The sequence below is a fragment of the Streptomyces sp. Sge12 genome, assembly GCF_002080455.1.
Classification (GTDB): domain Bacteria; phylum Actinomycetota; class Actinomycetes; order Streptomycetales; family Streptomycetaceae; genus Streptomyces.
Map to the genome: position 1 here is coordinate 4,107,288 of NZ_CP020555.1, position 15,067 is coordinate 4,122,354.

Sequence of the window (15,067 nt, forward strand, 5' to 3'; positions counted from 1 at the left end):
GAGCCGGCTGGCACGCTGTGAAACCCGGAACCACGGATTCATAGGCCGTGGCGTGTGCAGACCGACCGAGATGCTCGAAGCGAGGCACCGCATGGACGCTCCGCCCACCAGATCGGCCAGACGCGAACCGGCCCGGATACCCGGCGAGGGCGGCGCGACCGAGCCCTCACCGGATGCCGTACTCATCCGCCGGACCCTCGCGGAAATCGCCCCCGTCGCCGACAGGGTGACCTCGTACTTCTACGCTCTGGTGTTCACCGGGCACCCGGAAGTGCGGGGCATGTTCCCCGCAGCCATGGATGCCCAGCGCGACCGGCTGCTGAAGGCGCTGCTGACCGCCGCCGAGCACATCGACAACCCCGACGTACTCGTCCCCTACCTCCGCCGACTGGGTACGGGGCACCGCAAGTACGGCACCATGGCCGGTCACTATCCCGCGGTGGGCGAGGCCCTCGTCGGAGCGCTGGCCCGGTACGCGTACAACAGCTGGGGCCCGGAGACGCAGGCCGCCTGGGTGCGGGCGTACACCGCGATCTCCCAGATCATGATCGACGCGGCGGCGGAGGACGAGGTGAAGGCTCCCGCGTGGTGGCACGCGGAGGTGGTCTCCCACGATCTGCGCACCCCGGACATCGCCGTGCTCACCGTCCGCCCCGACCAGCCCTACGCCTTCGTGGCCGGCCAGTACGCGAGCCTGGAGACTCCGTGGTGGCCGCGGGTGTGGCGGCACTACTCCTTCGCCTCGGCGCCGCGCGCCGACGGACTGCTGTCCTTCCACGTCAAGGCCGTCCCCGCCGGCTGGGTGTCCAACGCGCTGGTGCGCCACGCCCGCCCCGGGGACGTACTGCGCCTCGGTCCGCCGGCGGGGTCGATGGTGGTGGACCACTCCACGGACAACGGCATGCTGTGTCTCGGCGGGGGCACCGGAATCGCTCCGATCAAGGCGCTGATCGAGGACGTGGCCGAACACGGTGAGCGGCGGCCGGTGGAAGTGTTCTTCGGGGCCCGCAGTGACAGCGACCTCTACGACAAGGACACCCTGCTGGGACTCCAGCGCTCGCACCCGTGGCTGTCGGTGCGCCCGGTGGTCGGTGACGGACTGGCCGGGCAGCTGCCGCAGGCAGTGGGCGAGCACGGCCCGTGGAGCTCGTACGACGCCTTCATCTCGGGTCCGCCGGCGATGATCCGCAACGGAGTGGACGAGCTCCTTCGGATCGGGATTCCCTGCGAGCGGATCCGGCACGACGCGGTCGAGGAACTGGCGGGCATCGCCGGCTGAGACCGGAGGCAGCCCGCCGGTCTCAGTCCACTCTCAGCCCAGGTCGGGAGCGTGCATGGCGCGTACGCCCTCGATGTTGCCGTCGAGGTAGTGCCGCAGGGACAGCGGGACGAGATGGACGGCGGCGATGCCCACCCGGCTGAAGGGCACGCGGACGATCTCGTACTCGCCCTCGGGCTGATCGATTTCGGGGCCGTGCCGGAGGTTCGGGTCCATCGATTCGAGGCGGCAGACGAAGAAGTGCTGCACCTTCACGCCGGTCACCCCCCGGTCGGCGATGTGCTCGACGGTGTCGACGAAGCAGGGCACCACATCGGTGATCTTCGCGCCGAGTTCTTCGTGGACCTCCCGGTGAAGGGCATCGACGACGGTGGAGTCCGAGGGCTCCACTCCCCCGCCGGGGGTGAGCCAGTACGGATCGACGCCGGGCCTGGTGCGTTTGATGAGGATCAGGTCGTCACCGTCGAGCAGGATCGCGCGGGCGGTGCGTTTGACCACGGGACGTTCGGTCATGGGAGAAGAGTGGCCCACCACTCCGCTTCTGAAACGCGCCACGGGCCGAAAAGAAGGGGCTCACCAGTGCACGGCGGCATCCAGCAGCCGATCGTGGGCCCGGGCGAGGTGGGCCAGGGCCAGGCTCCCGGTCCGTACGACCAGGAACCACGTGCGCAGCGGCGGCACCGCGGGCTCCGCCAGCGCGACGACCCGACCGCTGTCGAGGGCCTCCTGGCACAGGTAGCGGGGCAGGACGGCGAGTCCGGCACCGGCCCGGACACATTCCAGTACTGCCCTCAGGTCGGGTACGACCACGGTGGCGGCCAGGGACCGGGCATCGGGCGCTGTCTCGAAGACGGCGGCCCAGTACCGGGCGACGAGCGGCAGGCTCTCGTGGACCTCGACGAGCGGGATGCCCTCCAGGGCGGTGGGCCCCTCCGCTCGCAGCCGGTCCCTGTCGACGAGAGCGGCCCAGTAGGGCGCGGCGACCAGGACGTGCTCCTCGTCGCACAGCGCGGTGGCGGAGAAGAGACCGCCCCGGGGATGGGCGGTGGTGACGACGAGGTCGTGGTGGCCCGCGGCGAGCCCGTCGAGGGCCGCTTCCGCGTCGGTCTGCGGGGCGGCGCGCAGGGTGTGGCCCTGGCCGACGAGGAGGGCGAGGGCGGGCAGCACGCGCAGGCTCAGGACCTCGGGGGGTCCGGCGACGTGGAGCGTGCGTAACGCGCCGGCGGCCTCCCGCTCGGCCTCGGTGATCCGCAGCAGGGCGTCGAGGTGCGGGGCGGCTTTGTGGGCCAGTTCGTCACCGACGGCGGTGGGGGTGACGCCACGCGCCCGGCGGTGGAAGAGGGGCCGCCCCAACTGGCGTTCCAAGGTGCGGATCTGGGAGGTGACGGCGGGCTGCGACAGGCCGAGGAGGCTGGCGGCGCGCGTGAACGAGCCGGCCCGGTGGACGGCGACGAAGGTGCGCAGCAGGGTCAGGTCCATCGCGGCACCTCTCGGTGGGGGCCTTCAACTATAAATATGCAGATAGGTCCCTGTCGTTACCGTGATTGGACTCTGACACAGAGTCAATTAGCCTTGTCACATGGTTCTTCGCGCGCGGAACCAGGGGCGGTCCGAGCCACTAGGGGGGAGGCTCGGACCGTCGCCCAGCCGCGGGGGTCCCTCGCCGGTCAGGCCGGGCCCGCGTGGTCGAGGGCACGCAGCACGTCCGCGACGAGGTCCTCGGTGTCCTCGGCCCCGGCGGAGAAGCGGATGAAGCCCTCCGGCACGGCGTCGCCGCCCCACCGTCCGCGCCGCTCGGCGGTGGACCGTACCCCGCCGAAACTCGTGGCGTCCTCGACCAGGTGCAGGGCGGCCATGAATCGCTCCGCGTGCGCGCGGTCGGGCAGCGTGAAGGAGACCACCGAGCCGAAGCCGCGCATCTGCCGGGCGGCCGTCTTGTGGGAGCGGTCCGTGGGCAGCCCCGGGTAGCGCAGCCCGCTGACGTCGGTGCGGTGCGTCAACGCCTCTGCGACGGCGAGGGCGTTGGCCCACTGGCGCTGGGCACGCAGCTGGATCGTGGCGAGGGAGCGGTGGGCGAGCCAGGCCTCCATGGGGCCCGGGATCGCGCCGACGATCTTGCGCCACCGCCGGACCCGGGCGGCGAGCTCCGGATCGCGGCAGACGACGTAGCCGAGCAGGACGTCACCGTGGCCGGTGAGGCCCTTGGTGCCGCTCGCCACCGAGAAGTCCGCCCCCAGCTCCAGGGGCCGCTGCCCGAGCGGGGTGGCCAGGGTGTTGTCGACGGCGACCAGGGTCCCGCCGGCGTGCGCCGCGTCCACGAGGCGGCGGACGTCGCACACGTCGAGGCCGGGATTGGACGGGGTCTCGATCCACAGCAGCCGGGCTCCGTCGAGGGCTGCGAGCTGGGCGTCGTCGCCGGTCGGCGCGGTACGCACGTGGATCCCGTACGCCTCCAGCTGCTCCCGCAGCAGGGGCAGCGCCTGGTAGCCGTCGTCGGGCAGGACCACCGTGTCGCCGGTGTGCGCCTGGGAGAGGAGGACGGCAGAGACCGCCGCCATGCCGGAGGCGAAGACGATGGTGTGCACGTCCTCGCCGGGAGCCTCCAGTTCCCCGATGGCCCGTTCCAGCAGGGTCCAGGTGGGGTTGGTGTCGCGGCCGTAGGCGTACGGGCCCTCGACATCGCCCGGGAGGTGGAAGTGGGCGGCGAAGACCGGTCCGGGCAGCGGCGGCTCGTTCTTGACGGCCTCGGGCAGTCCGGCCCGGACGGCCCGGGTGCCGTCACCGAAAGCGGCCGGGGCGCCGGCGGCCGGGCGGCCGGCGGCCGGGCGGGCAGAGGCGGTCCGGGCAGGGGCGGGCCCGGACGCGGCCGAGCCGGCCGGTCCGGACTCCTGGGGGGCGTAGTCGTTCACGCGGGGTGCTCCTTCACGGCATCACGTACGGCGTCCAGCAGACCGGGGCTCGCGGCCTCGACCAGCTCCAGGCACTCCTCGAATCCGTCGAGCGGCCCGTAGTAGGGATCCGGTACGTCGGTCTGCGCGGCCGAGGCCGCTGGATCGTAGGACCGCAGCAGCCGCACCTTTGCGGCGTCCTGCGCAGTGGGCGCGAGCGCCCGGAGGTCCCTTTGGTGCTCGGCGTCGAGCGCGATGACGAGGTCCAGGCGGGCGAACCAGGAGGAGCGGAACTGGCGTGCCCGGTGGTCCTGTTCGTAGCCGGCCGCGTCCAGGACGGCGATGGTGCGGGGGTCGGCCCCGTCCCCCTCGTGCCAGCCGCCGGTTCCGGCGCTGTCCACCTCGACCAGGGTGTCGAGCCCGGCCGCCGCCACGTGGGCGCGGAAGACGGACTCGGCCATGGGGGAGCGGCATATGTTGCCCGTGCAGACGAAGCAGACGCGATACATGTCCGCCCGTTCAGTTCTTTTCGGGCAGGACCATGTTCACGGCCCAGGAGACGATCGAGATGATCAGGCCACCGAGGATCGCGGTCCAGAAACCGTCGACGTGGAAGCTGAGGTCCAGCTTGCCGGCCAGCCAGGAGGTGAGCAGCAGCATCAGGGCGTTCACCACGAGGGTGAACAGACCCAGGGTCAGGACGAACAGCGGCAGTGAGAACAGCTTCACCACCGGCTTGACGAGCAGGTTGACCAGGCCGAAGACCAGTGCGACCAGGATCAGGGTGAGTGTCCGGCGGCCCGTGCTGCTGCCGTCGTCGAGGGTGATGCCGGAAAGCAGCCAGATGGCGACGGCCAGGGCCGCCGCGTTGGCGAGCGTCTTGACTACGAAATTCGTCATGTGTCTGATCGTGGCAGAGAAGATCCTGGTGGAACATCCGCAGATCAGCGGATGCGATGGAACGATCGAGTACAAGGGGCGCAACGACGATGAAAGCCTTCCGGCTTGACGATCTCGAAGCGGAGCGGGCCGCCAACGACGGCGCCTATCTGCAGTTCCTGCGCGAGCGGAACATGTCGGTCGGGCTGTACGCGCTCGATGCCGGACAGATCGATCCGCAGCTCCCGCACCGGCAGGACGAGGTGTACTTCGTCGTCAGCGGGCGGGCCTCGATCACGGTCGGGGAGGAGACGACGACCGTGGCGCGCGGCAGCGTCGTCTACGTCCCGGCCGGTGTCCCGCACAAGTTCCACCACATCACCGAGGACCTGAAGGTGATGGTGGTGTTCTCCCCGCCGGAGAGCTGAGCGGCACGGGTGGATGAGGGTCGCGGCCCTGATCCCCCTAAGGGGCGGATCAGGGGACTCCGGGGGCTCGCGGGCCCCGATCCGAGTCCGTGGACTCCTAGCATCGGGAGCAGGAAGTCACGGACGAGGAAGAGGTCGAGGACATGGACGGCATCCGACAGATATTCGCAGGTATGCCCTGGTGGGTTAAGTGGGTCGCGGTTCCGTTGCTGGCGCTCTTCGTCTTCGGCGGTGTGATCACCAGCATCCTGGGCGCGCTGATCGGCTTCGTCTTCAAGCTGCTCCTCTTCGTCGGCCTCGTCGGCGGACTGATCTTCCTGGTGAAGAAGTTCAGCGGCAGCGGATCGAAGTCCTCCTCCGGAGAGTGGTAGGCGGGAGCGGTCCGGGTGGTCCCGGGATTGAGCCAGGTGAGGGAACATGACTCGCCAAACCGCTCACCTCCCCGGAATCGGTGGATAGAGTGGCAATCTGTGCCGTTCCCTGGGCACCGAAAGCCGGTACCGCCGCTCCGCCCTGCCGCCCTGACCTGCGGCGATGAAAACGAGCCGCCGAGTACGACCCCCAGGAGCCACGGCACGCGCGGGGGCGGCCCCCGCAGGGCGGGCCTCCCCAACGGCCCGCCGCCACGCCTGGGGGTGAGCTTTGTCTCCGGTTCACAATGCCGGTGTGCCGACTCTGATCGGTTCGGTGCAGCGCGCGCTGAGGCTGCTCGAAGCGGCGGGGTCCCATAGCGAGGGAGCCCCGGCGAAACAGCTGGCTCGCGAGGCCGGGCTCCCGCTTCCCACCGCGTACCACCTGCTGCGCACCCTCACGCACGAGGGCTATCTGCGCAGAGCGAGAGGAGTCTTCGTACTGGGCGAGGCTGCGGGTCGGCTCGCCGGTGGGGGACTACAGCAGAAACGTCGCAGCATGATCCTCGACTCCCTCGCGCACTTCCGCGACGCCGTCGGGGCCCCCGTCTACTTCGCGGTCTACCGCGAGGGTGAGATCGAGGTCGTGGGTGTCTCGGACACCCCGGCCAGCCCGGCCTGCGAGGAGTGGGCCGACTTCCGGGCGACCGGCCATGCGCACGCCATCGGGCAGTGCCTGCTCGGGCAACTCGACGAGAAGACGCGCAAGGACTACTACGACCGCCATCCGGTCGAGGCCATCACCCCTTATACGGTGCGGGATCTGCGGTCCCTGGAAAACCGGATCGCGACCCTCGGGCGAATGCAGCCGGTGATCGAGCGCCAGGAATATGCCCTGGGCACCATCTGCGCCGCCATCCCCATTACGGCCGGCGATACGGCCGCGACCATGGCTATTTCTCTACCCCTCCACCAAGAAGACCGATTGCTCTATGTAGTCGATCGGCTACGGAGTGAAGTAGGCGCGCTGTTGAGCACCCTCTCGTTCTCTATCAGTATCTGAAAACTCACTCCTTGTGATCTGCTACCGCTTCCACCACTCTTGTCAAGTGGGTCCTGGGGGATCATTCCTGGCCACTTCAACTACAGCGGGGTAGTCAATGCGCGAGTCGGTACAGGCAGAGGTCATGATGAGCTTCCTCGTTTCCGAGGAGCTCTCGTTCCGGATTCCGGTGGAACTCCGGTACGACGCACGCGACCCCTACGCAGTCCGCCTGACCTTCCACCTTCCCGGAGATGCGCCCGTGACCTGGGCGTTCGGCCGGGAACTTCTCCTCGACGGCATCAACAAGCCATGCGGTGACGGCGATGTGCACATCGCCCCCACCCACCCCGAAGATCTTTCCGACGTCCACATCCGACTCCAGGTCGGCGGCGACCGGGCCCTGTTCCGGGCCAGCGCGGCTCCGCTCGTCGCGTTCCTCGACCGCACCGACCGGATCGTTCCGCTCGGACAGGAGCGCAACCTGGGCGACTTCGAGGAGAACCTCGACGAGGCCCTCGTCAAGATCCTTGCTGAATCGCACCAGAACGAGCAGAACGCCGGCTGACCTTCAGCGCTTGCGCCGCCGGCCCCGGCCGCGGACCGGCCCCGTGGCCGGCACGCCGGCCGGGGATCCCGGTCGGTCGGCAGAAACCACCAGCGCGGCCAGCGCCGTGGTCACGGGGACCGAGGCCACCAGCCCGATCGAGCCCACGAGGGTCCGTACGATCTCCTCCGCCACCAGCTCGCTGTTGGCCACCGAACCCATGCTGCTGTTCGCGATGGAGAACAGCAGGAGCAGGGGCAGCGCGGCACCCGCGTAGGCCAGCACCAGCGTGTTGACCACCGATGCGATGTGGTCGCGGCCGATCCTGATGGCCGCCCGGTAGAGGGCCCGCGGTCCCATCGAGGGGTCCGCCTGGCGCAGTTCCCACACCGCCGAGGTCTGGGTGACCGTCACGTCGTCGAGCACGCCCAGCGATCCGATGATCACACCTGCGAGCAGCAAACCGCTCATGTCGATGTCCGGGTACAGCCCGTGGATCAGCCCGGTGTTGTCATCGGTGTTGCCGCTGAGGAACGCCCAGTCGATGAAGCCCGAACCGAGCAGCCCGATCAGCAGCAGCGAGACGAGCGTGCCGAGAACGGCCACCGAGGTACGGGCGGTCAGCCCGTGGCACATGTAGAGCGCGATCAGCATGATCGCGCTCGCCCCGATCACCGCGACCACCAGCGGGTTCGAGCCCTGCAGGATGGCCGGGAGGATGAAGAGGGTCAGCACGCCGAAGCTGACCACCAGCGCGATCAGCGCGAACAGCCCGCGCATCCGCCCGACGACGACGACCGCGACCGCGAAGATGCCGGCCAGCAGCGCCATCGGGAGCTTGCGGTTGACGTCGATCACCGAGTACTGGAGGTCCCGCGGGGCGTCCGGCGCGTACGCCACCACCACCTCCTGGCCGTCCTCCAACTGGCGCGGCGCACCCGGCTGGACGATCTCCACGAAGGTGCGGCCCTTGTCCGGGCCGCTGGTGACCTCGACGGTGGCCTTCTTGCACTCGCCGGTCTGCTCGGCCTGTGCCTGGCGGCCCGAGGGGGTGGAGGGGGCCGCGGTCGTCGGTACCTGGGCGGCGTTCACGGACTTGCAGTCGACCTGTTCGAGCGTGGTGACCACGCCCTGCTGGGTCTGCCGGTCGAAGCCCACCCCGCTGCGCTCGTGGTCGGGGGCGCCGCCCGGCCACAGCACCGCCATGCCGATGAAGACGGCGGCCGCGAAGGGGATCAGGACGGCGGCGATGACCTTGCGCAGGTGCTTCGAGACGGGGGCGGCCGGCCCGTGGCTGTGGCTGTGGCCGTGGCCGTGGGCATGCCCCGCCGAGGCGTGACCGCCGGAGTGTCCGCCGGGGTGTCCGCCGGAGTGTCCGTCGGGGTGTCCGCCGGAGTGTCCGTCGGAAGGACCGTTTGCATGGCCGTTTGAATGACCGCCGGACTGCCCCGGCGCGTGTCCGGCGGACCGTCCGGGGCTCCCGTGCTCGTGGCCGTCGTGCTCGTGGCCGTCGTGGCCGTTGTGGCCATGGGTGGCTGTGGGCTCGGTGGGGGGCTGCGGCGAGGGCGTCACCAGCAGATCATCGCAAGAGATGAGGGGGCCCACTGTTCAGCACGCCATGGATGACGCTAGCGTGGGGGCACCTTTGCACAACGCGGGAGCTCGGAGCACCGGGCTGAGAGGACGCTGATCACCGTACGAGCATCACGGATGCGTACGGGAAGAGGCTGCGTCGACCGCCGAACCTGTTACCGGGTAATGCCGGCGTAGGGAGATCAGGTCTCATGACCATTCAGGATGCACGCACGCCTGCCGTCAGCCAGGACGCCGACGGGACCGAGCGCCAGCCCGGCTGGCACAAGGGATACCTGGCGGGCTCCCGGCCCGACCTCCGGGTGCCGGTCCGCCAGGTCCACCTCACCAACGGCAAGGACGTGACGCTCTACGACACGTCCGGCCCGTACACCGACCCGCAGATCGAGACCGACGTCCGCCGCGGCCTCGCGCCGCTCCGCGAGAACTGGATCATCAGCCGCGGTGACACCGAGGAGTACGCGGGCCGCCCCGTGCGCCCCGAGGACGACGGCATCAAGCACACCTCGCCGCGCGGCGGCCTCAAGAACCTCGACGCCGTCTTCCCCGGCCGCCCCCGGCAGCCCCGCCGCGGCCGGGGCGGCGCCGCCGTCACGCAGCTCGCGTACGCCCGCCGCGGTGAGATCACCCCGGAGATGGAGTACGTCGCGATCCGCGAGAACGTCTCCCCCGAGGTCGTCCGCGAGGAGATTGCCGCAGGTCGCGCGGTACTTCCGGCGAACGTGAACCACCCCGAGATCGAGCCGATGATCATCGGTAAGCGCTTCCTGGTGAAGGTCAACGCCAACATCGGGAACTCCGCGGTCACCTCCTCCATCGAGGAGGAGGTCGACAAGATGACCTGGGCGACCAAGTGGGGCGCCGACACGGTCATGGACCTCTCGACCGGCCGCAACATCCACACCACCCGCGAGTGGGTGCTGCGCAACTCCCCCGTCCCGATCGGCACCGTGCCGCTCTACCAGGCGCTGGAGAAGGTCGACGGCCGCGCCGAGGACCTGACCTGGGAGATCTACAAGGACACGGTCATCGAGCAGGCCGAGCAGGGCGTCGACTACATGACGGTCCACGCCGGCGTGCTGCTGCCCTACGTGCCGCTGACCGCCCGTCGCAAGACCGGCATCGTCTCGCGCGGCGGCTCGATCATGGCCGCGTGGTGCCTGGCGCACCACAAGGAGAACTTCCTCTACACGAACTTCGAGGAGCTCTGCGAGATCCTCGCGACGTACGACGTCACGTACTCCCTCGGCGACGGCCTGCGCCCCGGCTCGATCGCGGACGCCAACGACGCGGCCCAGTTCGCCGAGCTGAAGACGCTGGGCGAGCTGAACATGATCGCCAAGCGGCACAACGTCCAGACGATGATCGAGGGCCCGGGCCACGTCCCGATGCACAAGATCAAGGAGAACATCGACCTCCAGCAGGAGATCTGCGAGGAGGCGCCGTTCTACACGCTCGGCCCGCTGACCACGGACGTCGCGCCCGCGTACGACCACATCACCTCGGGCATCGGCGCCGCGATGATCGCCTGGTGGGGCACCGCGATGCTCTGCTACGTCACGCCCAAGGAGCACCTGGGCCTGCCCAACCGCGACGACGTCAAGACCGGCGTCATCACGTACAAGATCGCGGCGCACGCCGCGGACCTGGCCAAGGGCCACCCGGGCGCCCAGGAGTGGGACGACGCCCTGTCCGACGCGCGGTTCGAGTTCCGCTGGGAGGACCAGTTCAACCTGGCCCTCGACCCGGACACGGCCCGCGAGTTCCACGACGAGACCCTCCCGGCCGAGCCGGCCAAGACCGCGCACTTCTGCTCCATGTGCGGCCCGAAGTTCTGCTCGATGAAGATCTCGCAGGACATCCGCCGTGAGCACGGTGGCGACCTGAAGGCCGAGGAGATCCGGGCGGGCATGGCCGAGAAGTCCGCCGAGTTCGCGGCTTCGGGCAGCCGCGTCTACCTGCCGCTCGCCGACTGAGCGCGGGAGCGACACAGGACGGACCCGCGACCCATGGGGGGAGTCGCGGGTCCGTCCGCTGTCCGGGGCGCGCGGGCGGTGACCGCGCTCCGCGTCAGTCCCGTTCGTGCTCCGGGCCGCCGAAGTCCGGGCTCGTGAAGTCCGGAGGCGTGTATCCGGGCCGCGGGGTCTCCGACGGGGAGCCCGGGCTCGTGAAGTCGGGCCGGCTGTAGCCCAGGTTGGGGATCCGCCCCGCCGCCGGGGTGCGGGGGGTGGGAAAGCCCGGGCCCGCACTCGGGTCGGCCAGTGCGTCCCGCAGGAAGGGCATGATGCCGCGCTCCAGAAGGGCGTGCCGCCAGGCCTCCCGGGCCCGGGCGACCTCGTCGGGTATCGCCTCGGTCTCGTCCGCGACCACCTCGGTCGCGCTGTTGCGGACGGCCGTCACCAGCAGTCCGATCACCGCGAAGAGCAGGGCGGCCGCGGTGAGCCCGCCGAAGAGCCAACCCGCCGTCAGCATGGTTTCGGCGAAGGCCGGTTCGGGCTCGATCATCTTCAGGATGTAGCCGACGAGCAGGAAGATCAGCATGGCGGTGCCCGCGAGCACGGGCGCGAGGACCGCGACCACGGCGCTGATGCCCGCGCCGCCCCCGCTGCCCAGCCCGCCGTCCTCGTCCGCCGTCGTGGCGGGCGCGGTCAGTACCTCGTCACGCCGTTCCTCACGGACCTTCACGTAGTGGACGTACTCGGCGGCGGCCGCGGCCGCCAGCAGGGCGCTGGCCCCCTGGGCCATGGTGCGCAGCTGTTCGGCATTCAGCCGTTCGCCGAGCGTGGCGAGTTCGGGCCGCTCGTGCGCGGCGCGCAGCGCCTCGTCGACGAGCCGATCGAACTCCGGCCGGTCTTCGGTCAGCAGGTGCGGAGCGCTGGTCATGTGCATCCCCCGATGCTCCGTAGAAGCCGGTATGCCCGCGTAGACCCGGGCGCCGGCACAAACGGAGGAGAGCCTGCTACGGATAGAGCGATGGTAGAGCGCCCACGCCACGCCGTGACAGGGGCTTTCCGGAAATACCCCTCTCCGTAAGCTCTCAGTCGCTCAGGGGGAGTTGTACGACAAGCAGTTTGCCTGCCATTGTCACGCCGCCGTCCATGGCGATGGCGAGCCCTTCCGCGTACACGTGCGGGCCGTCCACGGCCTCGGGGCCGCGGGACTCGTCGCCGTCCTCCGTGCCCACCTCGCCGAGCAGGTAGGGGATCGGGCTGTGCCCGTGGACGACGCGGCTGCCGCCGTAGGTGTCGAGCAGTTCGCGGACGGCCGCCGGGCCGGTGCCCTCGTCGCGGAAGGCGAAGCGCTTGGTGAACTTCCGGAAGAGGTCCCAGGTGATGTCGGCGTCGCCGCGGTTGAGGAGCTCGTGGATGGTGTCGTTGACGTCCTCGATCGAGTCGCCGTAGTCGAGGTAGGCCGTGGTGTCGGAGTGCAGCAGCAGGTGGCCCTCCTCCAGGACGGCCGCGTCCAGCCGCGACATCCACTGGAGGTGGACGTCCTGCAGGCGCTCCATGTCGGTGCGCTGGCCCCCGTTGAGGAGCCAGGCGGCCTGGAAGGTGGCGGTGCCGGCTCCGGAGACCACCGGGGTGTCGCCGAACCGCTTGGCGCCGATGAGCAGCAACTCGTGGTTGCCCATGAGGGCCTTGCAGTAGCCGCCGGCGGCGGCGGCCTCGGCGGACAGCCGCATGACGAGGTCGATGACGCCGATGCCGTCGGGGCCGCGGTCGGTGAAGTCGCCGAGGAACCAGAGCCGGGCGTTGCCGGCGGACCAGCGGCGCTCGGCGTCGATCAGGCCCTGGGCCTGGAGTTCGGTGACGAGCTCGTCGAGGTAGCCGTGGACGTCTCCGACGACGTAGAGCGGGCCGGGGCCGGCGGTCTGGTCCTGGGGCACGTACTGGACCTGGACGGTGTCGCCGGGGCCGCCGAGCGCGCCGCGGCCGATGACGGGCAGGTCCCGGTAGGTCGGCGTGTAGCCCTCCGGCTCCTCCTCGTCGGGGGCCTCGGTCATCGCGTGCGCCGGTTCGACGTCGGGGCGCACGTGGGCGTGTGCGTCCGGGTACGGGGCCTGCGGCGCGGCGGGCTGCGGTGCGGCCGACTGCGGCGGTGCGGTCGGCTGCGGCGCGGCCGGGTGCGGCGCGGCCGGCAGGTGTGCGGCCGGCTGGTGCGCGGGCGCCTGCGGCGGGTAGCCCGGCTGCGGCGGCACGCTGGGCGCGGCGCCGCTCTCGTAGTACGCCGGGTACTCGCCGTAGACGGGCGGTGCGTCGGGCAGCCCGGTGGCTACGGCATGCAGGGCGGGCTCGGTGACTGGAACCCGGAAGTCCCGCAGCGTGTCCGTCCGCATCGCGGGTCCCTGACCGGCCCCCTGAGTCATCGACCCCTCCACCACCGTCGCGCTGCCGTACACCTGCGGACCCTCCTGACCTCCGAGGAGGAGGGTCCGTGATGTCGTGCGCCCATCATAGGAATGCGGCTCGCGCTCTGTGACGCACCAGGGGTGGTGAATCCTGTGCGGAGCCGATCGTTCCTACCGCTTTCTCCCGATATCGGTGTTGCTGAAATCCTCGGCCGGTCCTTGGTCGGTGGTCGGACTGTCCTCGGTCGGCCCTTCGACAGGCCGACCGGACGGTCTGTCGGTCAGTCCTGTGCCGGAGAACGGGGCGGGCTGACGGTCGTGCGTGGCTGCCTGCGCTGCGACGACGTACGGATGATGAGCTCGGTCGGGACGACCTGTTCGACGGGTCGCCCGGTGTCCACTCCCTCGATCGCGTCGATGAGCAGCTGCACCACGGCGGTGCCGATGCGGCGCGGTTTGAGGGACAGGGTGGTGATGGGCGGTTCGGTGTTGGCGTAGACGGTGGACTCGCTGCAGCACACGAGCAGCAGGTCCTCGGGGACGCGCAGGCCGTAGCGCCGGGCGGCGGCGAGCAGATCGGTGCCGTTGGGGTCGAAGAGCCCGTAGACCGCGTCGGGTCGGTCGGGGCGGGCGAGGAGCCGGTCGGCGGCCACGGCGCCCGCGCAGGGGTCGTGGGCGGGGTAGGACTCGTAGACGGGGTCTTGGCCGACGCGCTCGCACCAGTTCAGGTAGGCGGTGGTGGAGAGCCGGGTGTAGGTGTCGGTGGTGGTCCCGGTCAGCAGCCCGATCCGGCGGGCGCCGGCGGCGGCGAGGTGGTCGAGGAGGCCGAGTACGGCGGCCTCGTGGTCGTTGTCGACCCAGGCGGTGACGGGGAGGGAGCCTGCGGGGCGGCCGTCGGAGACCACGGGCAGGCCTTGGCGGACCAGTTCGGTGACGACGGGATCGTGGTCGGAGGGGTCGATGACGACGGTGCCGTCGAGGGCGACGTTGGACCACACGTCGTGGCGGGAGGTGGCGGGGAGGATGACCAGGGCGTAGCCGCGGGCGAGCGCGGCGGAGGTGGCGGCCCTGGCCATCTCGGCGAAGTAGGCGAATTCGGTGAAGGTGAAAGGTTCATCCCCGTACGTGGTCACGGTCAGGCCGATGAGGCCGGACTTGCCGGTACGGAGGGTGCGGGCGGCGGCCGACGGGCGGTAGCCCAGGCGGTCGGCCACCTCGCGAACGTGGCGGCGGGTGGCGTCGGGCAGCCGTCCCTTGCCATTGAGCGCGTCGGAGACGGTTGTGATGGAGACGCCCGCCGCGGCGGCCACGTCCCTGATGCCTGCCCGGCCCTGTCGGCCGGCGGCCCGCCGGGTGGTCTCGGTCCGGCTCACCTGATGCTTCCCTGCTGCTGTCATGGCGAGCCGATAGTAGGGCTCGGTGGGGAGGGTGGTCCGGGTGCATATGCACGCGTTGACAGGCACGTTTCTGCATGGTTCGCCACCCCCAATGACCTTGGAAATGAAGGCTTTTCGTCGCTCAGGGTGAGGGTGGGGCTTGTCGTCGGGTCCGGGCATGCCAAAACGATGCGATCTCGGGCCGGTCGCAACTCACCTGCACGAGGGATGCGCGCCACGGCGCAGGCCACCGGCGCGCGCATATATGCGCGCGCTCCCCCGCATTCCAGGCGCCCCCATTCTCGGAACGGCGGAATCCTCATAAGGTGAGCAGTAT

The 15,067-nt window shown here is 70.3% G+C and carries 15 protein-coding genes; 6 read left to right on the top strand and 9 right to left on the bottom strand.

What is annotated here, in order from left to right; all coding sequences use genetic code 11:
- Window positions 1-91 precede the first annotated feature (91 nt).
- Window positions 92-1,279 carry a globin domain-containing protein gene (locus B6R96_RS18315; protein WP_234437609.1) on the top strand — a complete coding sequence of 396 codons (1,188 nt, stop codon included), beginning with the start codon at window positions 92-94 and terminating at the stop codon, window positions 1,277-1,279.
- A 33-nt stretch (window positions 1,280-1,312) separates the two neighbouring features.
- Here B6R96_RS18315 and B6R96_RS18320 read toward each other — a convergent pair whose 3' ends face one another.
- The 5 genes from B6R96_RS18320 to B6R96_RS18340 all read right to left on the bottom strand — a co-directional run bounded on the left by B6R96_RS18320 (window position 1,313) and on the right by B6R96_RS18340 (window position 5,067).
- Window positions 1,313-1,792, bottom strand: a complete 480-nt coding sequence (locus B6R96_RS18320) for an NUDIX domain-containing protein (RefSeq protein ID WP_030383952.1) — start codon at window positions 1,790-1,792, stop codon at window positions 1,313-1,315.
- 60 nt (window positions 1,793-1,852) lie between these two features.
- Complete coding sequence (locus tag B6R96_RS18325) at window positions 1,853-2,758, bottom strand: LysR family transcriptional regulator (RefSeq protein ID WP_081522976.1); 906 nt, start codon at window positions 2,756-2,758, stop codon at window positions 1,853-1,855.
- A 188-nt stretch (window positions 2,759-2,946) separates the two neighbouring features.
- Window positions 2,947-4,188 (bottom strand): cystathionine gamma-lyase, encoded by a 1,242-nt coding sequence (locus B6R96_RS18330; protein WP_261341246.1) that lies wholly within the window; start codon window positions 4,186-4,188, stop codon window positions 2,947-2,949.
- Window positions 4,185-4,676, bottom strand: a complete 492-nt coding sequence (locus B6R96_RS18335; protein WP_030383955.1) for a low molecular weight protein-tyrosine-phosphatase — start codon at window positions 4,674-4,676, stop codon at window positions 4,185-4,187. The genes B6R96_RS18330 and B6R96_RS18335 overlap by 4 nt, the downstream gene beginning before the upstream one ends.
- 10 nt (window positions 4,677-4,686) lie before the next feature.
- Window positions 4,687-5,067, bottom strand: a complete 381-nt coding sequence (locus B6R96_RS18340) for a phage holin family protein (RefSeq protein ID WP_030383956.1) — start codon at window positions 5,065-5,067, stop codon at window positions 4,687-4,689.
- A gap of 89 nt (window positions 5,068-5,156) precedes the next feature.
- On the opposite strand from B6R96_RS18340, the gene B6R96_RS18345 reads away from it, so the two are divergent.
- The 4 genes from B6R96_RS18345 (at window position 5,157) to B6R96_RS18360 (ending at window position 7,434) form a co-directional block, all read left to right on the top strand.
- A complete protein-coding gene (locus tag B6R96_RS18345) occupies window positions 5,157-5,474 on the top strand; it encodes a cupin domain-containing protein (protein WP_030383957.1) in 318 nt (105 codons plus the stop codon).
- A 143-nt stretch (window positions 5,475-5,617) separates the two neighbouring features.
- Window positions 5,618-5,845 carry a DUF5326 family protein gene (locus B6R96_RS18350; protein WP_184791580.1) on the top strand — a complete coding sequence of 76 codons (228 nt, stop codon included), beginning with the start codon at window positions 5,618-5,620 and terminating at the stop codon, window positions 5,843-5,845.
- Window positions 5,846-6,140: 295 nt separating this feature from the next.
- Entirely contained in the window at window positions 6,141-6,887 is a 747-nt protein-coding gene (locus tag B6R96_RS18355) for an IclR family transcriptional regulator (protein WP_199917881.1), read from the top strand.
- 97 nt (window positions 6,888-6,984) lie between these two features.
- A complete protein-coding gene (locus B6R96_RS18360) occupies window positions 6,985-7,434 on the top strand; it encodes an SsgA family sporulation/cell division regulator (RefSeq protein ID WP_030383960.1) in 450 nt (149 codons plus the stop codon).
- Between the two features lie 3 nt (window positions 7,435-7,437).
- Here B6R96_RS18360 and B6R96_RS18365 read toward each other — a convergent pair whose 3' ends face one another.
- Window positions 7,438-8,988, bottom strand: a complete 1,551-nt coding sequence (locus B6R96_RS18365) for a YibE/F family protein (protein WP_384818953.1) — start codon at window positions 8,986-8,988, stop codon at window positions 7,438-7,440.
- A 209-nt stretch (window positions 8,989-9,197) separates the two neighbouring features.
- Here B6R96_RS18365 and thiC point away from each other — a divergent pair, with 209 nt between their 5' ends.
- Complete coding sequence (gene thiC / locus B6R96_RS18370; protein WP_081522978.1) at window positions 9,198-10,982, top strand: phosphomethylpyrimidine synthase ThiC; 1,785 nt, start codon at window positions 9,198-9,200, stop codon at window positions 10,980-10,982.
- Window positions 10,983-11,076: 94 nt separating this feature from the next.
- Here thiC and B6R96_RS18375 read toward each other — a convergent pair whose 3' ends face one another.
- The 3 genes from B6R96_RS18375 to B6R96_RS18385 form a co-directional block, all read right to left on the bottom strand.
- Window positions 11,077-11,895, bottom strand: coding sequence for a hypothetical protein (locus B6R96_RS18375; protein WP_053701252.1), 819 nt, complete (start codon window positions 11,893-11,895; stop codon window positions 11,077-11,079).
- A gap of 148 nt (window positions 11,896-12,043) precedes the next feature.
- Window positions 12,044-13,387, bottom strand: coding sequence for a metallophosphoesterase (locus B6R96_RS18380; protein WP_081525145.1), 1,344 nt, complete (start codon window positions 13,385-13,387; stop codon window positions 12,044-12,046).
- A 248-nt stretch (window positions 13,388-13,635) separates the two neighbouring features.
- On the bottom strand, window positions 13,636-14,751 hold the full coding sequence (locus tag B6R96_RS18385) for a LacI family DNA-binding transcriptional regulator (protein WP_030028209.1): 1,116 nt from the start codon (window positions 14,749-14,751) through the stop codon (window positions 13,636-13,638).
- Between the last annotated feature and the right edge of the window lie 316 nt (window positions 14,752-15,067).